We start from the raw sequence: 23,906 nt of genomic DNA on the forward strand, positions 1-23,906 counted from the left end.
CTCCCCCACGGACTCCGGGCCCTCACAATATTTGCGAGTTGCACCGAAGGTCGGGGGAGCGAGCGCGCTCGCGATAGCTATTTCAAACCCACATCAACGGAAGCGATCAACCTCGGAACGCAGATCCGCCGCCAGCTTCTCCAGCTCTTTTGCGGTGACAGCCAGATTCGAAACAACCTCACGCTGTTCGCTGTTGGCCAAGGCAATGCTCTGCAGATTACTGCTGAGCAACGTCGCCGTGCTGCTCTGCTCCTGAGTCGCAGTAGTGATCGCCGCGAACTGCTGGCCTGCCGAACGGCTCTGCTCGTCGATCCGCGCCAGCGCCGAGGCGACATTGGCGTTGCGCGACAGACCTTCCTGCATCAGCACGTTGCCCTGTTCCATGGTGCTGATCGCGTTGCCGGTTTCCTGCTGGATGCTGTGGATCATGCTCGAAATTTCATCGGTCGCCTGACGGGTACGCGAGGCAAGGCTGCGCACTTCGTCCGCGACCACGGCGAAACCACGGCCCTGCTCACCGGCACGAGCGGCTTCGATGGCAGCGTTGAGCGCCAACAGGTTGGTTTGCTCGGCGATCGAGGTGATCACGCCGACAATGCCGCCGATTTCCTGCGAGCGCTGCCCCAGCGTGTTGATCACGCTGGCGGTGCTGTTCAGCGCACCAGCGATCTGCTCCAGCGAGGACGACGCTTCTTCCATCGAGCTGCGGCCAATCTGCGTTTGCTGAGCGTTTTCCTGCGCCAGGCGCTGCGTCGCGCCCATGTTGTCGGCGATGTTCAGCGACGTCGCGCTGAACTCTTCTACAGCGCCGGCCATGCTGGTGATTTCGCCCGACTGCTGCTCCATGCCTTCATAAGCACCGCCGGACAAACCGGACAGCGCCTGCGCACGGCTGTTGACCTCTTCCGAGGCACGGCGGATGTGCTCGACCATGGTCGACAGCGCTTGGCTCATCTGGTTGAACGCGCGGGACAGCTGACCGATTTCATCGTGGCTCGAGACGTTCAGACGCACGCTCAGATCACCGGCGCCCAAGGCTTCGGCCTGACGTACCAGATCACTCAGTGGCGCCAGTTTGCTGCGCAGCAGCCAGACCACAGAACCGACCGCGAGCATCATTGCCAGCAGGCTGCCGATCGCCAGTTGCGTACCGACGCTCCAGGTCACCGCGCGGATCTCGGCTTTCGGCATGCTCGCTACCACCGACCACGGGCCTCCCTCGAACGGCACGGCGATGCTGTAGAAGTCTTCGCCATTGTCGCTCCAGAACTCACCTTTACCCGGGGTTTTCACCAGGCTGTTGATGGCTGGCACGGCTTGATCCAGTGCTTCGACGCCGGCAATCGGCACCAGCCATTTGTTCTGCTCGTCGAGCAAGGCCAGCGAGCCGGTCTGGCCGATGCGGAAGCGCTTGAGATTGGCGAACTGCGCGTTCTGCGCATCGGTGTAGTCGAAACCGACGTACAGCACGGCGATGATCTTGCTGCCCGCGTCGCGCACCGGCGTGTATTGGGACATGTAGTAGCGCTCGAACAGCAGCGAGCGGCCGACATAACTCTGCCCCGCCATCAACTTGGCGTACGCCGGGTTGGCATGATCAAGCACAGTGCCGATGGCACGGGTGCCGTCCTGTTTGCTGACGTTGGTGCTGACACGAATGAAATCGTCGCCGCTGCGCACGAATACCGTGGCCACGCCGGCGGTCATCTGCTTGAACTCGTCAACTTCCTTGAAGTTGTTGTTCAGCACCTCGTTGCCAAGGTGCAGGCCCGGGGTCTGCACGCCGGCCACGGTCACTGGTTGGTCCGGGTGCACACTCAGGCCACTGCCGAAGCGCTTTTCAAACAGCCCGCTCAGGCGCAGGGTGCTTTCGCGCAGCGTGCCGTGGAAGGTACTGAGCTGGTCGGCCAGCAGCCGGGCCTCACTGGCCAGGTGCTCTTCACGGGTGGCGAGGTTGGCGGAATCCAGCGAACGCAAAGCGAACACCGTACTGCCGCTGATGACTATCGCCAGTATGACAGCGAGGGCGAGGCCCAACTGCGAGGCGATCCGAGCACGAGGTTGAGACATGAACAGCTCCTGGCCGAGCCACCGAATCCTCCCTGATCGCGGTAATTGCCCGGAAAATATTCTAATAATTGGGGTAGCGCGAAACCGGCACGACGGTTCCACAAGCTCGTAGTCGGCGCTGAAACCGAATACTTGAGCACTTTGCGAGGGTATGGCGCAGTAGTGGCATTGTGCCGGCTCGAACGTTTCAGCTCAAGCGCTCTACCGCCGGCAATTGCATGGCGCGGACTTCGCCTTGCAGGAAGTCACTGAGACGGCGCAAACGTTCACCTCCCGGACGCGGTTTTGGCCACACCAGATAATAATTCAGGCCACTGGCCACGGCAGTCGGCCATGGCAGACTCAAGCGACCTTGCGCGACATCTTCGGCAACCATCAACAAATCACCCATGGAAACGCCATAGCCACGCGCCGCCGCGATCATGCCCAGCTCCAGGGTGTCGAATACCTGCCCACCCTTCAGCGATACCTGATTAGACAGGCCCATGCGCTCCAGCCAGCTGCGCCAGTCGCGGCGATCCGGGGTCGGATGCAGCAGTTCGGCGCTCGCCAGGCGCGCCACGTCCCAGGGTTTGTCATTGAGCAGGTTCGGCGCGCCGACCGGAATCAGCTCCTCGGGAAACAGCAGGCTCGCTTCCCAATCCGGCGGGAAATGCCCATCACTGAGCAACACCGCACAATCGAAAGGTTCGTTGTTGAAGTCCACCGAATCGATGTCCATCCACGCACTGGTCAACTGCACCTCATTGCCCGGCTGCAAGTGGCGGAAGCGACTCAACCGCGCCAGCAGCCAACGCATGGTCAGCGTTGAAGGCGCCTTCATGCGCAGGATGTCGTCCTCGGCACGCAAGGTATTGCAGGCGCGTTCAAGGGCGGCAAAGCCTTCGCGAATCCCGGGCAACAGCAGCCGCGCCGATTCGGTCAGTTGCAGGTTGCGCCCGCTGCGATGGAACAGCCGGCAGGCGAAGTGTTCTTCGAGGGTGCGCATGTGCCGACTGACCGCGCTCTGGGTGATCGATAGCTCTTCTGCTGCGCGAGTGAACGAGCTGTGTCGCGCTGCCGCTTCGAATGCGCGCAGGGCATACAACGGCGGAAGGCGTCGGGACATACGCAAAGCTCCAGGAACGGGGATATGACCAATGTGGCCAAGAGGTTTCAGGATGAGTATTACTCATGCAACCCATCCTTTTTATCCCTTTGTGCAAAGTCTGCCAAGCGCCGAGAATCCATGCTCTTCTGTTCCCTCTGATATTTGGGTGGTGATGACCATGCAGCATCCTGTGCGTACCGAACTCTGGGCCATTTTGCGGCTGGCGGGGCCGCTGATTGCTTCGCAGTTGGCGCACATGCTGATGGTGCTGACCGACACTCTGATGATGGCGCGCTTGAGTCCAGAAGCGCTGGCCGGCGGCGGCCTCGGTGCGGCGAGCTACTCGTTCGTGTCGATCTTCTGCATTGGCGTGATTGCAGCGGTTGGCACGCTGGTGGCCATCCGTCAGGGTGCTGGCGACATCATCGGCGCCGCGCGCCTGACGCAGGCCGGGTTGTGGCTGGCCTGGCTGATGGCGCTCGGCGCCGGGCTGTTGTTGTGGAACCTCAAACCGGTGTTGCTGCTGTTCGGCCAGACCGAAACCAACGTCGACGCCGCCGGGCAATTCCTCATCGCTCTGCCCTTCGCGCTGCCCGGTTATCTGAGCTTCATGGCCCTGCGCGGCTTTACCAGCGCAATCGGCCGGGCGACGCCGGTGATGGTCATCAGCCTCGCCGGCACCGTGGCCAACTTCCTGCTCAACTACGCATTGATCACCGGCATGTTCGGCCTGCCGCAACTGGGTCTGACCGGCATCGGTCTGGTCACGGCGATCGTCGCCAATTGCATGGCGTTAACGCTGGCCTGGCACATTCGACGGCACCCGGCCTATGACGCTTATCCATTGCGCGCTGGTCTGTCGCGGCCGAACCGGCAATACCTGAAAGAACTCTGGCGCCTGGGCCTGCCGATTGGCGGCACCTATGCGGTGGAAGTCGGGCTGTTTGCTTTTGCCGCGCTGTGCATGGGCACCATGGGCAGTACGCAAATGGGCGCGCATCAGATCGCACTGCAGATCGTGTCGGTGGCGTTCATGGTCCCGGCCGGCATGTCCTATGCCATTACCATGCGCGTCGGCCAACATTACGGCGCCGGGCAACTGGTTGATGCGCGCATGTCCGGGCGTGTCGGCATCGCCTTTGGCGCAGTGGTGATGCTCGGCTTTGCCCTGGTGTTCTGGCTGTGGCCGAATCAGTTGGTCGGCCTGTTTCTCGACCACAACGACCCGGCGTTTGCCGAGGTCATCCGTCTGGCGGTCAGCCTGCTGGCGGTTGCGGCGTGGTTCGAATTGTTCGACGGCACGCAGACAATTGCCATGGGCTGCATTCGTGGGCTCAAGGATGCCAAGACGACGTTTCTCGTGGGCCTCGCTTGCTATTGGCTGATTGGCGCGCCGGCGGCCTGGTGGATGGCGTTCCACCTCAACTGGGGGCCGACGGGCGTCTGGTGGGGTCTGGCGTTGGGGTTGGCGTGCGCGGCGGTGAGCCTGACCCTGGCGTTCGAATGGAAGATGCAGCGGATGATTCGGCGCGAGCCGATTGCAGAGAGGTTCGAGGCCATCGAAGCAGATTAAGATCAAAAAGATCGCAGCCTCGGCGGCTCCTGCAAGGGAACACATTCCAAGGTAGGAGCTGCCGAAGGCTGCGATCTTTAAATGGCTTCCACCGAAGCCTGCTGACTGGCTCCAAAGGTCAGATATTCCACCAGATCCTCCAGCGGCAGCGGTCGGCTGATCAGGTAACCCTGCACCTGATCGCAACCGAACCCGCGCAGCAATTCCAGCTGCTCCGCCGTCTCGACCCCTTCGGCAACCACTTCAAGGTGCAGGTTGTGTGCGAGGTTGATCATCGCGTGCACCAGTTTCCGGTTCTCTTCGCGCTGCTCCATGCCGCCGACAAAACTCTTGTCGATCTTCAGCAAGGTGATCGGCAGGCTATTGAGGTGCACAAACGAGGAGAACCCGGTGCCGAAATCGTCCAGTGAGAAGCGCACGCCGAGACGGCCGAGGGCGTCCATGGTCTGTTTGACCAGATCGCTGCGCCGCATCACTGCGGTTTCGGTCAGTTCGAACTCCAGCCACTGCGCCTCGACGCCGCGTTCGCCAATCAGGCGGCTGAGCGTCGGCAGCAACTGGCTGTCCTGAAACTGCCGGAACGACAGGTTGATCGCCATGTGCAGCGGTGCCAGACCCTGTTCGCGCAAGGCCTGCATATCGCGCAGGGCCCGGGCAATCACCCAGTAACCCAGCGGCACGATCAGACCACTCTGCTCGGCCAACGGCACGAATTCGCTCGGTGGCAGCAAACCGCGCTCGCCGTGTCGCCAGCGCACCAGCGCTTCAAGGCCGACAATCTGGCCATCCTCAAGATTCAGGCGTGGCTGGTAATGCAGTTCCAGCTCATCGCGGCGCAAGGCCCGGCGCAGTTCGCTTTCGAGGTCGGCCATACTTCGCGCGTTGCGGTTGATGCGTTCGTTGAAGATATGAAAGGTGCAGCCTTGCGTGCTCTTGGCCTGCTGCATGGCGATGTGCGCGTGCCACATCAATGGATCGGCACCGCCATTGGCGCGGGCATGGGCGATGCCGAGGCTGGAGCCGATCAGCAGGCTTTCGCCATCGACCCAATACGGTTCGGCCAACGCCTCGGTAATGCGTTCAGCCATCCACTCGGCGCGTTGCGGCGCGCGGCGGGTGTCGATCAGCAAAGCAAATTCATCACTGCCCAGACGCGCCAGTTGATCGCCGGCCTCCAGCTGACTTTTCAGCCGCGCGACGACTTGCAGGATCAGGCGATCGCCGGCCTGGTGACCAAGAGCGTCGTTGGCATGGCGAAAGTTATCAAGATCCAGATGCCCAAGGGCAAGGCCGCGACCGTCGCCTTCGGCAAGACGTGCGGTGAGCAAGGTCTGGAAACCCTGACGGTTGGCGATACCGGTCAGCGGGTCCTGTTCGGCCAGGCGCTGCAGGGTGTTTTCCAGCACGCCGCGCTCGCGCACATGGCGTAGACAACGCTGGAGCATGCCGGCGTCGAGGGCGCCGAATACCAGCCAGTCGCTGACACCGACCGGCGCGGTGGCCGGTTCGTGCTCCAGCAGCAGAACGGTCGGCAAACTGCAACGTCCGGGCGCCGGTTGCAATGCCGGCAGGGTCAGCAGTACCGCGTGGCGGTTGTCCTCGAACAGGCGGCTGACCGAATCCCAGTTCGGTGCGCTGATGAGCACCGCCGCGCTCCCCATCGGAGCCAGACACTCACGCAACAACGCCGTCCACGCTGGCTCTTCGGCCAGTAGCAGCAAACGCAAGGGTTCGACAGGCGTAGACAAGCTGACTCCCTAGACTCTGCAATGATGTAGGCGGGGCATTATGCCGTTGTGCTGAACAATGACCAATGTGTTGTCTGATGACAACGGCATCGAAACGTTATTTTGTGTCACGAACGAGAACATTAGCCGCAAAATCCCCGCGCATCCTGCGTGAAAGTAACAAAACCGGCAAATCCGAATCGCGTGCTGCGTCACAAGTCGGACAGAGCAGCACAAATCGCTGAGCCTGTTAAAATGCCGGCCCATTTCGTCAACGACTCCCGAATTTTCGTATGTCCCGACTCAATCCCCGGCAGCAAGAAGCCGTGAACTACGTCGGCGGCCCTCTATTGGTGCTCGCCGGTGCTGGCTCCGGCAAGACCAGCGTGATCACGCGCAAGATCGCGCACCTGATCCAGAACTGCGGCATCCGCGCCCAGTACATCGTCGCCATGACCTTTACCAACAAGGCCGCGCGCGAGATGAAAGAGCGGGTCGGCACCCTGCTGCGTGCCGGCGAAGGGCGCGGCCTGACGGTCTGCACCTTCCACAACCTGGGCCTGAACATCATCCGCAAGGAGCATGCGCGGCTGGGCTACAAACCCGGTTTCTCGATTTTCGACGAGACCGACGTCAAAGCGCTGATGACCGACATCATGCAGAAGGAATACGCAGGCGACGACGGCGTCGACGAGATCAAGAACATGATCGGCGCCTGGAAAAACGACCTGATCCTGCCGCCCCAGGCCCTGGAAAACGCGCGTAACCCGAAAGAGCAGACCGCCGCCATTGTCTACACCCACTATCAGCGCACGCTCAAGGCGTTCAACGCGGTGGACTTCGACGACCTGATCCTGCTGCCGGTGAAACTCTTCGAAGAACATGCCGACATTCTCGAAAAGTGGCAGAACAAGGTGCGCTACCTGCTCGTCGACGAATACCAGGACACCAACGCCAGCCAGTACCTGCTGGTGAAGATGCTCATCGGCAAGCGCAACCAGTTCACCGTGGTGGGTGACGATGACCAGTCAATCTACGCCTGGCGTGGCGCGCGGCCGGAAAACCTGATGCTGCTCAAGGACGACTATCCGTCCTTGAAAGTTGTGATGCTCGAGCAGAACTACCGCTCCACCAGCCGCATCCTGCGCTGCGCCAACGTACTGATCTCGAACAACCCGCACGAATTCGAAAAACAGCTGTGGAGCGAGATGGGCCACGGCGACGAGATCCGCGTGATCCGCTGCCGCAACGAGGACGCCGAAGCCGAGCGCGTGGCCATGGAAATCCTCAGCCTGCACTTGCGCACCGACCGCCCGTACAGCGATTTCGCGATTCTCTATCGCGGCAACTATCAGGCGAAGCTGATCGAATTGAAGCTGCAGCACCATCAGGTGCCGTATCGCCTCAGCGGCGGCAACAGCTTCTTCGGTCGCCAGGAAGTGAAGGACCTGATGGCCTACTTTCGCCTGATCGTTAACCCGGATGACGACAACGCCTTTCTGCGGGTGATCAATGTGCCACGCCGCGAGATCGGCTCGACCACATTGGAAAAACTTGGCAACTACGCCACCGAACGCAAGATTTCGATGTACGCCGCCACCGACGAGATCGGCCTCGGCGAACATCTCGACAGCCGCTTCACCGATCGCCTGGCGCGCTTCAAGCGCTTCATGGACAAGGTGCGCGAGCAGTGCGCCGGCGAAGATCCGATCTCGGCGCTGCGCAGCATGGTCATGGACATCGACTACGAGAACTGGCTGCGTACCAACAGCTCCAGCGACAAGGCTGCGGACTACCGCATGGGCAACGTCTGGTTCCTGATCGAGGCATTGAAAAACACCCTTGAGAAAGACGAAGACGGCGAGATGACCGTCGAGGACGCCATCGGCAAACTGGTGCTGCGTGACATGCTCGAGCGCCAGCAGGAAGAAGAGGACGGTGCCGAAGGTGTGCAAATGATGACGCTGCACGCCTCCAAAGGGCTGGAATTCCCCTACGTATTCATCATGGGCATGGAAGAGGAAATCCTCCCGCACCGTTCCAGCATCGAAGCCGACACCATCGAAGAAGAACGCCGCCTGGCCTACGTGGGCATCACCCGCGCCCGCCAGACCCTGGCCTTCACCTTCGCTGCCAAGCGCAAGCAGTACGGTGAAATCATCGACTGCGCGCCGAGTCGCTTTCTGGATGAGCTGCCGCCAGACGATCTGGCCTGGGAAGGCAACGACGACACCCCGACTGAAGTCAAAGCCGTGCGTGGTAATAGCGCATTGGCCGATATACGCGCGATGTTAAAGCGCTAGAATCGACTACTTTTTAATCTACCTTCGGCGCCCATCGCGCCAACAGAGGAAGCTGTTGTGGAAGCACTGCACAAAAAAATCCGCGAAGAAGGCATCGTGCTTTCCGATCAGGTCCTGAAAGTCGACGCTTTCCTGAACCACCAGATCGACCCGGCCCTGATGAAGCTGATCGGTGACGAATTCGCCGCATTGTTCAAGGATTCGGGGATCACCAAGATCGTCACCATCGAAGCCTCAGGGATTGCCCCGGCGATCATGACCGGTCTGAACCTCGGCGTGCCGGTGATCTTCGCCCGCAAGCAACAGTCGCTGACCCTGACTGAAAACCTGCTGTCGGCGACCGTGTATTCGTTCACCAAAAAGACCGAAAGCACCGTGGCCATCTCCCCACGCCACCTGACCAGCAGCGACCGCGTGCTGATCATCGACGACTTCCTGGCCAACGGTAAGGCCTCGCAAGCGCTGATCTCGATCATCAAACAGGCCGGCGCCACCGTTGCCGGTCTGGGCATCGTCATCGAGAAGTCCTTCCAGGGCGGCCGCGCCGAACTGGACTCGCAGGGCTACCGCGTTGAATCGCTGGCTCGCGTGCAATCGCTGAAGGATGGCGTCGTTACCTTCATCGAGTAACGCCACACCACCGCTCCCCTGTAGGAGCTGTCGAGTGAAACGAGGCTGCGATCTTTTGATCCTGATCTTGATCTTCAAACAGATCAAAAGATCGCAGCGTGCCGCAGCTCCTACAGGTTTTGCGGTGAGCCTTTATTGTGCGGTGGCTTGCAGGCCGGTAAGCAGCAGGCGTTGGTACAGCTCATCTTTCAGGCCTTCCGGATTCGTCAGTTGCATCCGCTCAAGATGTTCCGGGAACGCTGACGCCTCCGGCGCATCCAGCGCTGCCTTGCCCAATTCCAGAATTTCGGTCAGCTTGAACTTGCTCTTCAGCCAGTTCAGCGCGCGCAGCAGATCGCGCTCGATCGCGGTGAAATCACAGCCCAGCGGATACTCCGGAAACAGATTCGGGTGCCGCGCGGCAATCGCCTGCAAGCGTTGCGGCGTGTTTTCGGCAAACCGTGGATCGATGCGAAAATCCTTTGGCAGCTTGCCAACCTTCTGCGCCTGTTCGATCAGCCCCGGCTGAAAACGCGAGTCGCTGACATTGAGCAGCGCTTCGATCACAGCCGCATCGGATTTACCGCGCAGGTCGGCGATGCCGTACTCAGTGACGACGATGTCGCGAAGGTGCCGCGGAATCGTGCAGTGGCCGTAATCCCAGACGATATTGGAACTGACCTCGCCGCCGGACTCGCGCCAGCTGCGCAGGATCAGCATTGATCGCGCGCCTTCGAGCGCATGGCCTTGGGCAACAAAGTTGTACTGCCCACCGACACCGCTGAGCACGCGGCCGTCCTCGAGTTGATCAGCCACGCCGGCGCCGAGCAGGGTCATGGTGAACACGGTGTTGATGAAGCGCGCATCGATGCGCTGCAAGCGCTTGAGTTCTTCCTGGCCGTACAACTCGTTGATGTAGCTGATGCGGGTCATGTTGAATTCAAGCAATTTGCTTTGCGGCAACTCGCGCAGCCGTTCATAGAAACTGCGCGGGCCCAGAAAGAAGCCGCCGTGCACCGAGACGCCGTCAGGCTGGGCAGCTTCGTCGAGGGTGCCGGCGTTGGCCTGCTCCTGCGTCGGCACATCCGGATAGACCTTGCGCCGAATAATCCCGGCATCCGCCAGCACCAGCAGGCCGTTAACGAACATCTCGCTGCAACCATAAAGGCCTTTGGCAAATGGCGCGGTGCCGCCCTCGCGCTGGATCAATCGCGCCCATTGGCTGAGGTTGATGTCATCGAGCAACGCCTGATAACCAGCGTTATCGGCCTGACGAGCAAGTAACGCAGCGGTCAACGCATCACCCATCGAACCGATACCAATCTGCAACGTGCCGCCATCGCGCACCAGCGTACTGGCGTGCAAACCAATGAAATGATCCTGGAAGCCCACCGGCATGTTCGGCGTGGAAAACAGCGTGCTGCTGTCCTTCTCGTCGACCAGCAGATCAAAGGTGTCGATGTCGACTTCCGCATCGCCGGGCATGTACGGCAGATCCGTATGCACCTGGCCGACCAGCACAATGGTCTCCCCCGCCTCGCGGCGCTTGGCGATCATCGGCAACAGGTCGAGGGTGATGTCCGGGTTGCAGCTCAGGCTTAAGCGATCAGGGTGTTCGCTGCTGCTGGCGAGCAATTGCGCCACCAGATTCAGCCCGGCGGCGTTGATGTCGCGGGCGGCATGGCTGTAATTGCTGCTGACGTAATCCTGCTGCGCCGGCGCGCTGTTGAGCAGGCTGCCGGGCTGCATGAAGAACTGCTGGATGCGGATGTTGGCGGGCAGGCTGTCGCGCTGCAGATCGGCGAGGAAATCGAACTCCGGATAATCACCGAACACCCGCTCGACGAAGGGCTCGATGAAGCGCTTCTGCAAGCCATCGCCCAGATTCGGCCGACCGAGGCACAGCGCGGTATAGATCGTCAGTTGCCGCTCGGGCAGGTCCGTGATGCGCCGGTACAGCGCGTTGACGAAGTGATTCGGCTTGCCCAGCCCCAGCGGCAGGCCCATGTGGATGTGCGCAGGCAAGCGTGCCAGTACGTCGTCCACTGCCTGTTCGATCGAACACAACTGCACCATCTGAAGCCTCCCGCCCGTTCCGTTGATAGGGGTAGACCGAGATTGCCGGGGAATTACTTCCGAGGGAAGGCGATTGGCGCGAAAAAGGTTCGACAGAAGGCGAATCAGCGCGCTAGCTCGGCAAGCGACCCACCTTACACACGTACAACTAGTTTTCCTACATCCCCTGTAATTCAATCACGCGAAATTACCGGACGCGTCTGAATTGAACTTATTTCAAACATCGCTAGCATTGAACACATGATCAAAATGCTCTTCAGAAAATTAACCGTTAATATCCGAAGCAGAGACCCCCAATGAAAAAAAATCTGGTACTTTGCTGCTTCGGCCTGGGCATTTCGATCCTTACGAGCGCATCACCTTATCTTATCGGCAACGCAGTTAATTCTTATCTTGCCGGCGACAACTTGTATTTATATACGCTCGCCAGCGCCTCGCTGTTCATTATCGCCACTCCCCCCCTAAAACTGACAGCCAATATCTACTTGCAGAGGACCATTGCGAGCACAAGGTATACCTTGAAAAAAATGATACTGACTCACTTGCTAGACAAACATGTCGAGCACACGCAAAAACCAGGCGAGCAGATCGAACTGATCGATGGCGACGTTGATGGCTCGATGTATCTATATCATTCAATTTATTTTGATGTATCACTGAACTTCTGCATCATCATCGCTGCGCTCTGGGTGACTGCCCACTACCATCCACTTCTGGCACTCGCGCCGCTTAGCGGCCTCCTTTATGCCACTGCAACATATGTTCTAACTCGAGGAAACAGCAGTTCACTTTTTGCTGATTATGTTCAAGAGAATACCGTAACAGTTGGCACCATCTGCGAGCATTTATACAATTCAACACCCTATACCGACAGGGTCAAGCTCAGTATAAAAAACATCGAACGCCTCGCTTTTCGTTCAAACCTCAAAGCATCGACTTTCGAATCAATTTCAAGCTCATGTTACCTGATAGCGATTGTGGTTTTATTATTGGTTGCGGCACATCTGCTCAGTACCGGCGATTCGAATATAGGCGCTATTCTTGCCTCAACCATCTACCTTGAGCGCGTGCTCAGTCCGGTGATGTCACTGATATCCATCTATTACTCGAGCAGAGAGGCATCTTACAGACGTAGTCGGATTCGCAGTTACGGGCTACAGCGTGAGGGCCATTGACTATGTTTATATGCGTGCGAAAAAACCTGATCGTTTTTGTCCTTTCGGTAATTTGCCTAACTTTAGCCGCCGTATGTCAATTGCTAATACCATCAGTCGTCGCCAAAAGCCTGACTGCTCTCATCGCCGGCGCTATTAGCGCTGAGTTTTATATTGTTCTTATCGCAGCTCTTTTAGCCAAGCTGTCAATGCAAACTCTGGGCAGCTCCTTGGCAACGCTGATGGAAGTGAGATCTCGCTTTATCCTTATCAACTTCATTGTGCATGATGAACGGCCGCCTCCATTATGCTCTCGCGTAACAATGATAAAGGAAGATGCCGAAAAAATTGCCTCCGTCATTCATGACGCAATCCACCTTTTCGGCTCCTGCATTTTGGCGTTTTCCGCAGCTTATATTCTGCTTAGGCAAAACGTCTACTTTTTCCTGCCCATCGCTTTTATTGTTTTATTAACGTGTGTGCAGTTGAGGTTTGCCAAGCCCTTGATCCAACGTCTATATGAAGCAGAAATGTCCAACGAAGAATTATATAAGGGGTCGCTCATTGATATTTTCAAACTATCCAGCCACGAGGCGAAAATTCAACTTTCCAAAAGTTGCGATTATCTGAAGGACACCGTACGAGCGCGTTACAAGTACCAGAAAGAGAGCACCATACAGTCCTTCTGGCCGGAACTGGCCATCTCGGCGGGGACGGTATCGGTCATTTTATTCAGCGCCACTGCAACACCGGAACTGTTTGGCGAGCGCCTCATTGCCTGTCTTGGCTATATCGGAATTTTCACCATAGCCAGTACGAGTTCGATAAGGCTCGGCATAACCATGATTGGCGTGAAGGTATCCGTCGATAGAATCTTCAGAGGGGTGTCGCCTGTCGCACGGTGAAGCGATGGAGACGCTGTTCAACACCGCTTCAAAGCCTTGGGCAATTCATCACCGCCACTCACTCTCCCCTCATCATGTCGATCCCGGGATGTGATCTGAGGCAGATATCGGGAGGGCGTTGCGAGCAAAAAATGCCGGAAGATACCGATGCTTACGCTGTGTACAAAGCGGTGCTCATTTCGGCCGGTGCCTATCTCACGAAAAACATGCCGTGAGATTGCGGGCACAAAAAAACCGCCCTGAGACGGTTTTTTCGAAGGCGCCGCTGATTACAGACCGGACATCTCTTTGATCGCACCTTTGAGCTCTTCATCGGAGCAATCGGCGCAGGTGCCTTTTGGCGGCATGGCGTTGATGCCGGTGATGGCCTTGGCAAGGATGCCGTCCAGGCCACCCTGATGATCGGCGCGCTCTTTCCAGGCGGCCTTGTCGCCGATTTTCGGCGCGCCCAGCAGGCCTGTGCCGTGGCAAGCGTTGCAGTGCTTGGCGATCACATCTTTAGGTGCCTTCGCCCCGCCACCGCCGCCAGCGGTCGCAGCCACTTCCATGCCTTTGCATTCCTGCCCTTGAACACACACCTGGCCGACGGGCTCGAGGCGTTTGGCAATATCGTCATTCGTCGCAGCTTGAGCGCTGACAGCCCAGAGGGCCAGTACGGTTGCTGGTGCAGCCAGCATTTTCATAATTAGGTTCACGCGTTCACCCTCAATGGTGGCTATTCACGCCTGCGGCCACGGTTCGCAGGCGGGCGCAAGTATAGCGGGTAGGCCGCTGTACTGAAACAACCCCATGGTTAAAGGGGTCTTGTTGCCCATCGGTAAAACGGTCCGGGTGCCTTCGCCGCGATGGCCTGGCGCCTCTTGCTTAGAAATTCGCCGGCGTGGCTGCGCTGATTAGTCGCGCCGGAACGTCGAACGGATTACGGAAACGATGCGGCTTGGTACTTTCAAAATAGTAGCTGTCGCCAGCTTCGAGAATAAAAGTTTCCAGCCCCACCACCAGCTCCAGGCGACCTTCAACCAGAATCCCGGTTTCCTCGCCTTCGTGGGTGAGCATTTCTTCGCCGGTGTCGGCGCCCGGCGGATAGATTTCATTGAGGAAGGCGATGGCGCGGCTGGGGTGCGCGCGGCCGACCAGTTTCATGGTCACGGCGCCGTCGGAGATGTCGATCAGCTCGTTGGCCTTGTAGACGATCTGAGTCGGTTGGTCCTGCAGGATCTCTTCGGAAAAGAACTCAACCATCGACATGGGAATCCCGCCGAGCACCTTTCTCAGCGAACTGATCGATGGGCTGACGCTGTTCTTTTCGATCATCGAAATGGTGCTGTTGGTGACGCCCGCGCGTTTGGCGAGTTCACGCTGGGAAAGCCCTTTGAGCTTGCGAATCGATTGCAGTCGTTCACCGACGTCCAAGGCAGGAGCCTCCTGATGCTGTAAGAATATTGAGCGTTATCATGGCGACAGCGTTCAGTATTTACAACACTTGGCCCCCGCAGCGGCGTCAACCCTCGGAATAGAGCCTTGGCACCCGTTTCAGGTTGCAGAAGATCTGATACGGAATAGTCTCGGCCCATTTCGCTACGTCGCTGGCGAGGATATTTTTGCCCCACAGCTCGACAGTAGAACCGAGGCCCGCTTCCGGCACATCGGTCAGGTCGATGCAGAGCATGTCCATCGACACACGCCCCAGCAGGCGGCTGGGTTTGCCGGCCACCAATACGGGTGTGCCGGTCGGGGCTTGGCGCGGGTAGCCGTCGGCGTAACCCATGGCGACCACGCCGATGCGCATCGGCTTGTCGGTGATAAATCTGGCGCCATAGCCGATCGGTTCGCCGGCCGGCAATTCACGCACGCTGATGACTTTCGATTCGAGGGTCATGACTGGTTGCAGGCGTTCGGCGAAGGCGTTGGCTTCTTCGAACGGCGTCGCGCCGTAGAGCATGATGCCCGGGCGTACCCAGTCACTTTTGATGTCTGGCCAACCGAGCACGGCTGGCGAGTTGCGCAGGCTGACTTCCGCCGCCAGGCCCTGACGTGCCGTTTCGAACACCGCGACCTGCTCGGCGCTGCTCTGCGCGTGCAGTTCATCAGCGCGGGCGAAGTGGCTCATCAACACGATTTTCGCCACCTTGCCGCTGGCCAGCAGACGCTGATAGGCCGCTGGATAATCTTTCGGATGCAGGCCGACGCGGTGCATGCCGGAATCGAGCTTGAGCCATACCGTGATCGGTTTGCTCAGGACTGCCTGCTCGATCGCTTCGAGCTGCCACAGCGAATGCACCACGCACCAGAAATCATGCTCGACGATCAACGCCAGCTCGTCAGCTTCGAAGAAGCCCTCCAACAACAGTACCGGCGCACGAATCCCGGCAGCGCGCAGCTCCAGTGCTTCTTCGATGCAGGCCACGGCAAAGCCGTCCGCCTCGGCTTCCAGCGCCTGGGCGCAACGTACCGCGCCATGGCCATAAGCGTCCGCCTTGATCACCGCGAGCGCCTTGGCGCCGGTGACTTCGCGGGCTATTCGGTAGTTGTGACGCAGGGCTTGAAGGTCGATCAGGGCACGGGCAGGACGCATGGCGGCAGACTTCTGGGCGGGCATGGGAAGAAAAACCGGCGCTGGCTGACGGTATGGACCACCAACAGCACCGGGAGAGGGATCTTTAAAACGTTATGGCAGCGCGGCGACGATGGAGATCTCCACCAGAATGCTCGGCTTGGCCATTTTCGCTTCGACGGTGGCGCGGGCCGGCGCGGCGCCTTTTGGCAGCCACTGGTCCCACACCGCGTTCATCCCGGCGAAGTGCGCTTGGATGTCGTTCAGGTAGATCGTCGCCGACAACAGGTGCTGCTTGTCCGAGCCGGCCAGATCGAGCAGACGTTCGATGTTGGCCAGTACGTCGCGGGTCTGCTGTTCAATTCCGGCGTCGAAGTCGTCGCCGACCTGCCCGGCCAGATACACAGTGCCATTGTGGCTGACGATCTGGCTCATGCGCTCATTGGTGAGCTGGCGCTGGATTGACATGTTTTGCGGACTCCTGGGTCTGGTTGCCGTAACGGGAAATATCGAGGCCTTCGGCGCTGATCTGGGGCTTTTTCTTCGCCATCAGGTCGGCGAGCAAACGGCCGGAACCGCAGGCCATGGTCCAGCCGAGCGTACCGTGGCCGGTATTGAGAAACAGATTCTTGAACGGTGTTGCGCCAACGATCGGCGTACCGTCCGGCGTGGTCGGACGCAGGCCGGTCCAGAAACTCGCTTCGGCCAGATTGCCGCCCTGAGGATAAAGGTCGTTGACGATCATCTCCAGGGTTTCGCGCCGACGCGGGTTCAGCGACAGGTCAAAACCGGCAATCTCGGCCATGCCGCCAACGCGGATGCGGTTATCGAAACGGGTGATCGCGACCTTGTAGGTCTCGTCGAGAATGGTCGACGTCGGCGCCATATCCGGATTGGTGATCGGCACGGTCAGCGAATAGCCCTTGAGTGGATACACAGGAGCCTTGATACCCAGCGGTTTGAGCAGTTGTGGCGAGTAGCTGCCGAGCGCCAGCACGTAACGGTCAGCGGTCTCCAGCTTGCCGTCGATCCAAACGCCGTTGATGCGATCACCGGCGTAGTCGAGTTTCTGGATGTCCTGGCCGAAACGGAATTCCACGCCGAGCTTGCGCGCCATTTCGGCGAGACGGGTGGTGAAGATCTGGCAGTCGCCGGTCTGGTCATTGGGCAGACGCAGCGCGCCGGCGAGAATGTCGGTCACGCCTGCCAGCGCCGGTTCGACGCGGGCGATGCCGGCACGATCAAGAACCTCAAACGGCACGCCGGACTCTTTCAGCACAGCGATGTCCTTGGCGGCGTTATCCAGTTGCGCCTGGGTGCGGAACAACTGCGTGGTGCCGAGGCTGCGACCTTCGTAGGCAATGCCGGTTTCGGCGCGCAATTCGTCGAGGCAGTCGCGACTGTACTCGGACAGACGCACCATGCGTTCCTTGTTAACCGCGTAACGGCTGGCGGTGCAATTGCGCAGCATTTGCGCCATCCACAGGTACTGATCGATGTCGGCGGTAGCCTTGATCGCCAATGGCGCGTGGCGTTGCAGCAGCCACTTGATCGCCTTGAGCGGCACGCCCGGCGCGGCCCACGGCGAGGCATAGCCCGGCGAGACCTGGCCGGCGTTGGCGAAACTGGTCTCCATGGCCGCAGCGGGCTGCCGGTCGACCACCACCACTTCAAACCCGGCACGCGCCAGATAGTAAGCACTGGCGGTACCGATGACGCCGCTACCCAAGACCATGACGCGCATTTTCAATCCCTCATCGCGGCTTTGCGCCGAACTGTTTGTTAGAGCAATGATGGGCGCAGTGTAAAAAAGAAATGCCAGTGCTTTTCACTATATAAGCGCCTATATTTGGCGACAATTCTCGGCAAAAACCCTTTTCACGGAGGCGCATCCCCTATGCGTACCAACACCCAGACCAAACGTGAGCTGGACAAGATCGACCGCAACATCCTGCGAATCCTGCAGGCCGACGGGCGTATTTCGTTTACCGAGCTGGGGGAAAAGGTCGGCCTCTCCACCACCCCGTGCACCGAGCGCGTGCGGCGTCTGGAGCGCGAAGGGATCATCATGGGCTACAACGCCCGGCTCAATCCGCAGCATTTGAAGGGTAGCCTGCTGGTGTTCGTCGAGATCAGTCTCGACTACAAATCCGGCGACACATTCGAAGAATTCAGACGCGCGGTGCTGAAGCTGCCACATGTGCTGGAATGTCATTTGGTCTCAGGAGATTTCGATTATCTGGTGAAGGCGCGGATTTCCGAGATGGCCTCGTACCGCAAATTGCTCGGCGACATTCTGTTGAAGCTGCCGCATGTGCGCGAGTCGAAGAGTTATATCGTGATGGAAGAGGTGAAAGAGAGCCTGTGCCTGCCGATTCCGGATTGAAATTTTGAAGATCAAAAGATCGCCGCCCTCGGCAGCCCTACATTGCAACGCGTTTCTGTAGGAGCTGCCGAAGGCTGCGATCTTTTACACCAATACCTGCCGGTTCGCCGCCATGTACTCGAAGATCTGCTTTTCCACCTTCGGATGTATCAACTCCAGCGGGCGCCGCTCGTTCGGGCACGGCAAGGTCTTGGTGGTACCGAAGAGTCGACAGATCAGCGGCCGCTCTTCATACACCGTGCAGCCATTGGGTCCCAGGTGCACACAGTTGAGCTCTTCGAGGGCCGCATCCTGCTCGGCGCGGGTCTTGCGCGGCAGCCGAGCCATCTCCTCTGGCGAAGTTGTCACCGGCCCGCAGCAGTCGTGGCAGCCCGGCACGCATTCGAACGTGGGGATCTGCTGACGCAGAGCGCGGATTTTCTGGCTGTTGCAGCTCATCGAAACAGTAACCACAGTGGCGGGCTGATGATTGTGCCGCAAAAGCCCGCATCCAGACACCGCAGCCCGACCGATGTTGCTCACGTTCGGGCGTGCGGCTTATGCTCCGTCAAATTTTTTCGACACTCAGCCGTTGGATGATGCCCATGACCGCCCGCGCCCAGATCATCGCGAGCCAACCCCACGTTGCCTCTTACTACGCCGCCAGCAGCCTGCCGCAGCCTGACCATCCCGTGCTGCAAGGCGAGGTGGTGGCGGATGTCTGCGTGGTCGGCGGTGGCTTTTCCGGGCTGAATACCGCGCTGGAACTCGCCGAGCGCGGTTTCAGCGTGGTGTTGCTGGAAGCGCACAGGATCGGCTGGGGCGCCAGCGGTCGCAATGGCGGACAACTGATTCGCGGTGTCGGTCATGGCCTCGATCAGTTCGCCAATGTCATAGGCGCCGATGGCGTGCGCGAGATGAAGCTCATGGGCCTTGAAGCCGTGGAGATTGTGCGTCAGCGCGTTGAACGTTTCAGCATTGCCTGCGACTTGACGTGGGGCTACTGCGACCTCGCCAACAAGCCTTCCGATCTCGACGGTTTTGCCGAAGACGCCGAAGAGTTGCGCGGCCTCGGTTACCGCTACGAAACCCGCCTGTTGCAGGCCAGTGAAATGCACACGGTGGTCGGTTCCAAGCGCTATGTCGGCGGCTTGATCGACATGGGTTCCGGGCATCTGCACCCGCTGAATCTGGCGCTGGGCGAAGCGGCAGCAGCGCAGCAGTTGGGCGTGCAGTTGTTCGAGCGTTCGGCAGTGACCCGTATCGATTACGGCCCCGAAGTAAAGGTGTACACGGCACATGGCTCGGTGCGGGCGAAGACCCTGGTGCTGGGCTGCAATGCCTATCTCAACGATCTGAATCCGCAATTGAGCGGCAAGGTTTTGCCCGCAGGCAGCTACATCATCGCCACCGAGCCGTTGAGCGAAGCTCAGGCCCACGACCTGCTGCCGCAGAACATGGCGGTCTGCGACCAGCGTGTCGCCCTGGATTATTACCGACTGTCAGCGGATCGACGCTTGTTGTTCGGCGGCGCCTGCCATTATTCGGGGCGCGATCCGAAAGACATCGCCGCGTATATGCAGCCGAAGATGCTTGAGGTGTTTCCGCAACTCGCTGGGGTGAAGATCGATTATCAGTGGGGCGGGATGATTGGCATTGGCGCCAACCGCTTGCCGCAGATTGGCCGGCTCGCCGATCAGCCGAATGTGTATTACGCCCAGGCCTATTCCGGGCACGGCGTGAATGCCACCCACTTGGCGGGCAAGCTGTTGGCCGAGGCGATCAGCGGGCAACAGGGCGGCGGCTTTGATCTGTTCGCCAAGGTGCCGCACATCACCTTCCCCGGCGGCAAACATTTGCGCTCGCCGTTGTTGGCGTTGGGGATGTTATGGCATCGGCTGAAAGAGTTGGTCTGACGAATCAGGATCGTTCCCACGCTCCGCGTGGGAACGATCTGTGGTATTCAGATCCGCCAAAATGGTTTCAACCCCTCCTCACGCGCCTGCTCCCGCGTCAGCCCGACATCCTTGAGCTGCTCCGCCGTCAATCCCAACAACGCCTTGCGCGTGTGCAGACGATGCCAGAACAGACCCCAGCGACTCAGGCCGGACGGTGCGTTGCGCAGCAGATTGCGCGCGTTGTCCTTCTGCCCTGCCGCCAGTTCCTGACTGTGTAACGTCAGCCGCACATCGCTCAAGCCGTTCATTTTTGTTGCTCCTGTTTACTTGGGTAGCCAGAGATTCCATGATGCGGGGGCGGGCAAAACCGTTACAGACGCAACGAAGCTGTATTAAATCCATACAGATTCGTGGAATGGCTCACTGAATGAATGATTTTTTCCGCATCTGTACTGGTTTCCATCAAGACGCACCGAGGCCGCCATGACTCTGTATGTAAACCTCGCCGAATTGCTCGGCACTCGCATCGAGCAAGGCTTTTATCGTCCCGGCGACCGCTTGCCGTCGGTGCGTGCCTTGAGCGTCGAACACGGCGTGAGCCTGAGCACCGTGCAGCAGGCCTATCGCGTGCTTGAAGACAGCGGTCTGGCCACGCCAAAACCCAAGTCCGGCTATTTCGTGCCGGTCGGTCGCGAGCTGCCGGAATTGCCTGCGATCGGCCGCCCGGCGCAGCGGCCAGTGGAAATTTCGCAGTGGGACCAAGTGCTGGAATTGATTCGCGCCGTGCCACGCAAAGACGTCGTGCAACTGGGGCGCGGCATGCCTGATGTTGGCTCGCCAACGATGAAACCGCTGCTGCGGGGACTGGCGCGAATCAGCCGCCGGCAGGATATGCCCGGCCTGTATTACGACAATATTCATGGCAACCTCGAACTGCGCGAGCAGATCGCACGACTGATGCTCGACTCCGGCTGTCAGTTGAGCCCCAGCGATCTGGTGATCACCACTGGCTGCCACGAAGCGCTGTCGACCAGCATCCACGCGATCTGTGAACCGGGCGACATCGTCGCGGTGGATTCGCCCAGCTTCCACGGCGCCATGCAGACCCTCAAAGGCCTGGGCATGAAAGCCCTGGAGATCCCCACCGACCCGCTCACCGGCATCAGCCTCGACGCGCTTGAACTGGCTCTGGAGCAATGGCCGATCAAGGCCATTCAGCTCACTCCCAACTGCAACAACCCCCTCGGTTACGTCATGCCCGAGTCGCGCAAACGCGCCTTGCTGACCCTGGCCCAGCGTTTCGACGTGGCCATCATCGAGGACGACGTGTATGGCGAATTGGCCTACACCTACCCGCGCCCGCGCACGATCAAATCCTTCGACGAAGACGGCCGCGTGTTGCTCTGCAGCTCGTTCTCCAAGACCCTGGCGCCGGGGCTGCGCATCGGCTGGGTGGCGCCCGGCCGATATCTGGAGCGGGTGCTGCACATGAAATACATCAGCACCGGATCGACCGCACCGCAGCCGCAGATCGCGATTGCCGAGTTCATCAAGGCCGGCCATTTCGAGCCGCACCTGCGGCGCATGCGCATGCAGTACCAGCGCAATCGTGACGCGATGATCGACTGGGTGACCCGCTACTTTCCCGCCGGCACTCGCGCCAGTCGCCCGCAGGGCAGCTTCATGCTCTGGGTGGAACTGCCGGAGGGTTTCGACACCCTGAAACTGAATCGTGCGCTGCACGATCAGGGCGTACAGATTGCCGTCGGCAGCATCTTTTCCGCCTCGGGCAAATACCGCAATTGTTTGCGGATGAACTACGCTGCCAAGCCAACAGCGCAGATCGAAGAAGCGGTGCGCAAGGTCGGCGCTGCGGCAATCAAATTACTCGCTGAGGCCGACTGACCTTTTTTGCGAGCCCGGCGTCAAAAATGCCGACCTCAACCGCCAACCGGAACGATCCTACGTGAGCTTCAGACAGCCCCTACTCGCTTTACTGATACTCGCCTCGTTCCTCAGCGGCTGCGCCAGCCTTGATGTACCGCGCGAACCGAGCCAGGCCCTGCCGGCGTCGCAATCCAGCTTCGGCCGTTCAATTCAGGCTCAGGCCGCGCCCTACCAAGGGCAATCGGGGTTTCGCCTGCTCTCCGATAGCGGCGAGGCCTTTACCGCCCGGGCCGAGCTGATTCGCCATGCTCAGGTCAGCCTCGACTTGCAGTACTACATCGTCCATGACGGCATCAGCACGCGGATGCTGGTGGAGGAAGTGCTCAAGGCGGCCGACCGTGGCGTGCGCGTGCGCATCCTGCTCGATGACACCACCAGCGACGGCCTCGACCAGATCATCGCGACCCTGGCAGCGCATCCGCAGATTCAGATCCGCCTGTTCAATCCATTGCACCTGGGGCGCAGCACCGGCGTAACACGCGCGGCCGGGCGACTGTTCAATCTGTCCGTGCAGCACCGGCGCATGCACAACAAGCTGTGGTTGGCGGACAACAGCGCTGCCATCGTCGGCGGGCGCAATCTGGGCGATGAATATTTCGACGCCGAACCCAATCTGAATTTCACCGACATCGACATGCTCAGCATCGGCCCGGTCGCCGAGCAGCTCGGGCACAGTTTCGACCAGTACTGGAACAGCGCGCTGAGCAAGCCGATCGAGGAATTTCTCTCCAGCCAACCGACCGCCGCCGACCTGCAAAACACCCGCACGCGCCTGGAAGAGTCGCTGGAAGAAACCCGCAAGCAGAACCACGGGCTGTATCAGCAGCTGATGAAATTCACCACCGATCCGCGCATGGACATCTGGCGCAAAGAGCTGATCTGGGCGTGGAATCAGGCCTTGTGGGATGCGCCGAGCAAGGTGCTGTCCAAAGGCGAGCCTGATCCCCACCTGCTGCTGACCACGCAACTGGCGCCGGAACTGACCGGTGTCAGCAAAGAGCTGATCATGATTTCCGCGTACTTCGTGCCCGGTCAGCCGGGGCTGGTCTACCTGACCGGGCGCGCCGATGCCGGGGTCTCCGTGAACCTGCTGACCAATTCGCTGGAGGCCACCGACGTGCCGGCGGTGCACGGCGGTTACGCGCCCTATCGCAAGGCTCTGCTTGAACACGGGGTGAAACTCTATGAACTGCGCCGCCAGCCTGGGGATAACTATGGCAGCGGCCCGCGGGTGTTCTACAGCAAGTCGTTTCGCGGTTCGGATTCCAGCCTGCACAGCAAGGCGATGATCTTCGACCGGCGCAAATCGTTTATCGGCTCGTTCAATTTTGACCCGCGCTCGGTGCTGTGGAACACCGAGGTCGGCGTGCTGGTCGACAGCCCGGAACTGGCCGAACACGTGCGCGCACTGGCGCTGCAAGGCATGGCGCCGACCCTGAGTTATCAGGCGAAACTGGAGGACGGCCAGGTCGTCTGGGTCACCGAAGACAACGGCCAGATGCACACGCTGACCAAGGAACCGGGGAGCTGGTGGCGGCGCTTCAACTCGTGGTTCAGCACCAGCGTAGGCCTGGAGCGGATGCTGTAAAAAGCAAAAAGATCGCAGCCTTCGGCAGCTCCTGCAGGGGATATGCA

General features: G+C 59.7%; 20 protein-coding genes. 9 read left to right on the top strand and 11 right to left on the bottom strand.

Annotated elements, in window-relative coordinates; translation table 11 throughout:
* Positions 1-93: 93 nt before the first annotated feature.
* Together CXF97_RS23700 and CXF97_RS23705 are read right to left on the bottom strand one after the other, a co-directional pair.
* Complete coding sequence (locus CXF97_RS23700; protein ID WP_101161588.1) at positions 94-2,070, bottom strand: methyl-accepting chemotaxis protein; 1,977 nt, start codon at positions 2,068-2,070, stop codon at positions 94-96.
* A 187-nt stretch (positions 2,071-2,257) separates the two neighbouring features.
* The gene (locus CXF97_RS23705) at positions 2,258-3,178 is read right to left on the bottom strand and encodes a LysR substrate-binding domain-containing protein (protein WP_101161590.1); all 921 of its coding nucleotides are present in this window, start codon (positions 3,176-3,178) and stop codon (positions 2,258-2,260) included.
* A 160-nt stretch (positions 3,179-3,338) separates the two neighbouring features.
* Between CXF97_RS23705 and CXF97_RS23710 the strand changes: the two genes are divergently transcribed.
* Entirely contained in the window at positions 3,339-4,733 is a 1,395-nt protein-coding gene (locus tag CXF97_RS23710) for a NorM family multidrug efflux MATE transporter (RefSeq protein WP_101161591.1), read from the top strand.
* Positions 4,734-4,810: 77 nt separating this feature from the next.
* Here CXF97_RS23710 and CXF97_RS23715 read toward each other — a convergent pair whose 3' ends face one another.
* Positions 4,811-6,481, bottom strand: a complete 1,671-nt coding sequence (locus CXF97_RS23715; RefSeq protein ID WP_101161593.1) for a bifunctional diguanylate cyclase/phosphodiesterase — start codon at positions 6,479-6,481, stop codon at positions 4,811-4,813.
* Between the two features lie 272 nt (positions 6,482-6,753).
* Here CXF97_RS23715 and rep point away from each other — a divergent pair, with 272 nt between their 5' ends.
* Positions 6,754-8,763, top strand: coding sequence for a DNA helicase Rep (gene rep / locus CXF97_RS23720; RefSeq protein ID WP_101161595.1), 2,010 nt, complete (start codon positions 6,754-6,756; stop codon positions 8,761-8,763).
* 57 nt (positions 8,764-8,820) lie between these two features.
* On the top strand, positions 8,821-9,393 hold the full coding sequence (locus tag CXF97_RS23725; RefSeq protein WP_016772573.1) for a xanthine phosphoribosyltransferase: 573 nt from the start codon (positions 8,821-8,823) through the stop codon (positions 9,391-9,393).
* A 132-nt stretch (positions 9,394-9,525) separates the two neighbouring features.
* Here the strand turns inward: CXF97_RS23725 and CXF97_RS23730 are convergent, their stop codons facing one another.
* Positions 9,526-11,448: an acetyl-CoA hydrolase/transferase C-terminal domain-containing protein gene (locus CXF97_RS23730; protein WP_101161597.1), complete on the bottom strand. Its 1,923-nt coding sequence runs from the start codon at positions 11,446-11,448 to the stop codon at positions 9,526-9,528.
* Positions 11,449-11,744: 296 nt separating this feature from the next.
* Between CXF97_RS23730 and CXF97_RS23735 the strand changes: the two genes are divergently transcribed.
* Positions 11,745-12,623 carry an ABC transporter ATP-binding protein gene (locus CXF97_RS23735; RefSeq protein WP_101161599.1) on the top strand — a complete coding sequence of 293 codons (879 nt, stop codon included), beginning with the start codon at positions 11,745-11,747 and terminating at the stop codon, positions 12,621-12,623.
* A gap of 14 nt (positions 12,624-12,637) precedes the next feature.
* Positions 12,638-13,507, top strand: coding sequence for a hypothetical protein (locus CXF97_RS23740; protein ID WP_157830923.1), 870 nt, complete (start codon positions 12,638-12,640; stop codon positions 13,505-13,507).
* 269 nt (positions 13,508-13,776) lie between these two features.
* Here the strand turns inward: CXF97_RS23740 and CXF97_RS23745 are convergent, their stop codons facing one another.
* The 5 genes from CXF97_RS23745 to dadA form a co-directional block, all read right to left on the bottom strand.
* Positions 13,777-14,190: a cytochrome c5 family protein gene (locus CXF97_RS23745; RefSeq protein WP_039757383.1), complete on the bottom strand. Its 414-nt coding sequence runs from the start codon at positions 14,188-14,190 to the stop codon at positions 13,777-13,779.
* A 181-nt stretch (positions 14,191-14,371) separates the two neighbouring features.
* Positions 14,372-14,920: a cupin domain-containing protein gene (locus CXF97_RS23750; RefSeq protein WP_016772566.1), complete on the bottom strand. Its 549-nt coding sequence runs from the start codon at positions 14,918-14,920 to the stop codon at positions 14,372-14,374.
* An 88-nt stretch (positions 14,921-15,008) separates the two neighbouring features.
* Positions 15,009-16,082 carry an alanine racemase gene (alr, locus tag CXF97_RS23755; protein ID WP_101161603.1) on the bottom strand — a complete coding sequence of 358 codons (1,074 nt, stop codon included), beginning with the start codon at positions 16,080-16,082 and terminating at the stop codon, positions 15,009-15,011.
* A gap of 93 nt (positions 16,083-16,175) precedes the next feature.
* A complete protein-coding gene (locus CXF97_RS23760; protein WP_101161604.1) occupies positions 16,176-16,529 on the bottom strand; it encodes a RidA family protein in 354 nt (117 codons plus the stop codon).
* On the bottom strand, positions 16,501-17,805 hold the full coding sequence (gene dadA, locus CXF97_RS23765; RefSeq protein WP_071172120.1) for a D-amino acid dehydrogenase: 1,305 nt from the start codon (positions 17,803-17,805) through the stop codon (positions 16,501-16,503). The genes CXF97_RS23760 and dadA overlap by 29 nt, the downstream gene beginning before the upstream one ends.
* Positions 17,806-17,958: 153 nt before the next feature.
* Here dadA and CXF97_RS23770 point away from each other — a divergent pair, with 153 nt between their 5' ends.
* A complete protein-coding gene (locus CXF97_RS23770; protein ID WP_010465173.1) occupies positions 17,959-18,447 on the top strand; it encodes an Lrp/AsnC ligand binding domain-containing protein in 489 nt (162 codons plus the stop codon).
* A gap of 84 nt (positions 18,448-18,531) precedes the next feature.
* On the opposite strand, the gene CXF97_RS23775 is transcribed toward CXF97_RS23770, so the two are convergent.
* Positions 18,532-18,885: a YkgJ family cysteine cluster protein gene (locus CXF97_RS23775; protein WP_101161606.1), complete on the bottom strand. Its 354-nt coding sequence runs from the start codon at positions 18,883-18,885 to the stop codon at positions 18,532-18,534.
* A 146-nt stretch (positions 18,886-19,031) separates the two neighbouring features.
* On the opposite strand from CXF97_RS23775, the gene CXF97_RS23780 reads away from it, so the two are divergent.
* Positions 19,032-20,342, top strand: coding sequence for an FAD-binding oxidoreductase (locus tag CXF97_RS23780; protein ID WP_101161607.1), 1,311 nt, complete (start codon positions 19,032-19,034; stop codon positions 20,340-20,342).
* Between the two features lie 47 nt (positions 20,343-20,389).
* Here CXF97_RS23780 and CXF97_RS23785 read toward each other — a convergent pair whose 3' ends face one another.
* Positions 20,390-20,632 (bottom strand): DUF1127 domain-containing protein, encoded by a 243-nt coding sequence (locus tag CXF97_RS23785; protein ID WP_101161609.1) that lies wholly within the window; start codon positions 20,630-20,632, stop codon positions 20,390-20,392.
* 175 nt (positions 20,633-20,807) lie between these two features.
* Between CXF97_RS23785 and CXF97_RS23790 the strand changes: the two genes are divergently transcribed.
* On the top strand, positions 20,808-22,229 hold the full coding sequence (locus tag CXF97_RS23790; RefSeq protein ID WP_101161611.1) for a PLP-dependent aminotransferase family protein: 1,422 nt from the start codon (positions 20,808-20,810) through the stop codon (positions 22,227-22,229).
* A 61-nt stretch (positions 22,230-22,290) separates the two neighbouring features.
* Positions 22,291-23,859 carry a phospholipase D family protein gene (locus tag CXF97_RS23795; protein WP_101161613.1) on the top strand — a complete coding sequence of 523 codons (1,569 nt, stop codon included), beginning with the start codon at positions 22,291-22,293 and terminating at the stop codon, positions 23,857-23,859.
* Positions 23,860-23,906 lie beyond the last annotated feature (47 nt).

It is taken from the genome of Pseudomonas sp. Choline-02u-1, assembly GCF_002836515.1.
GTDB lineage: Bacteria > Pseudomonadota > Gammaproteobacteria > Pseudomonadales > Pseudomonadaceae > Aquipseudomonas.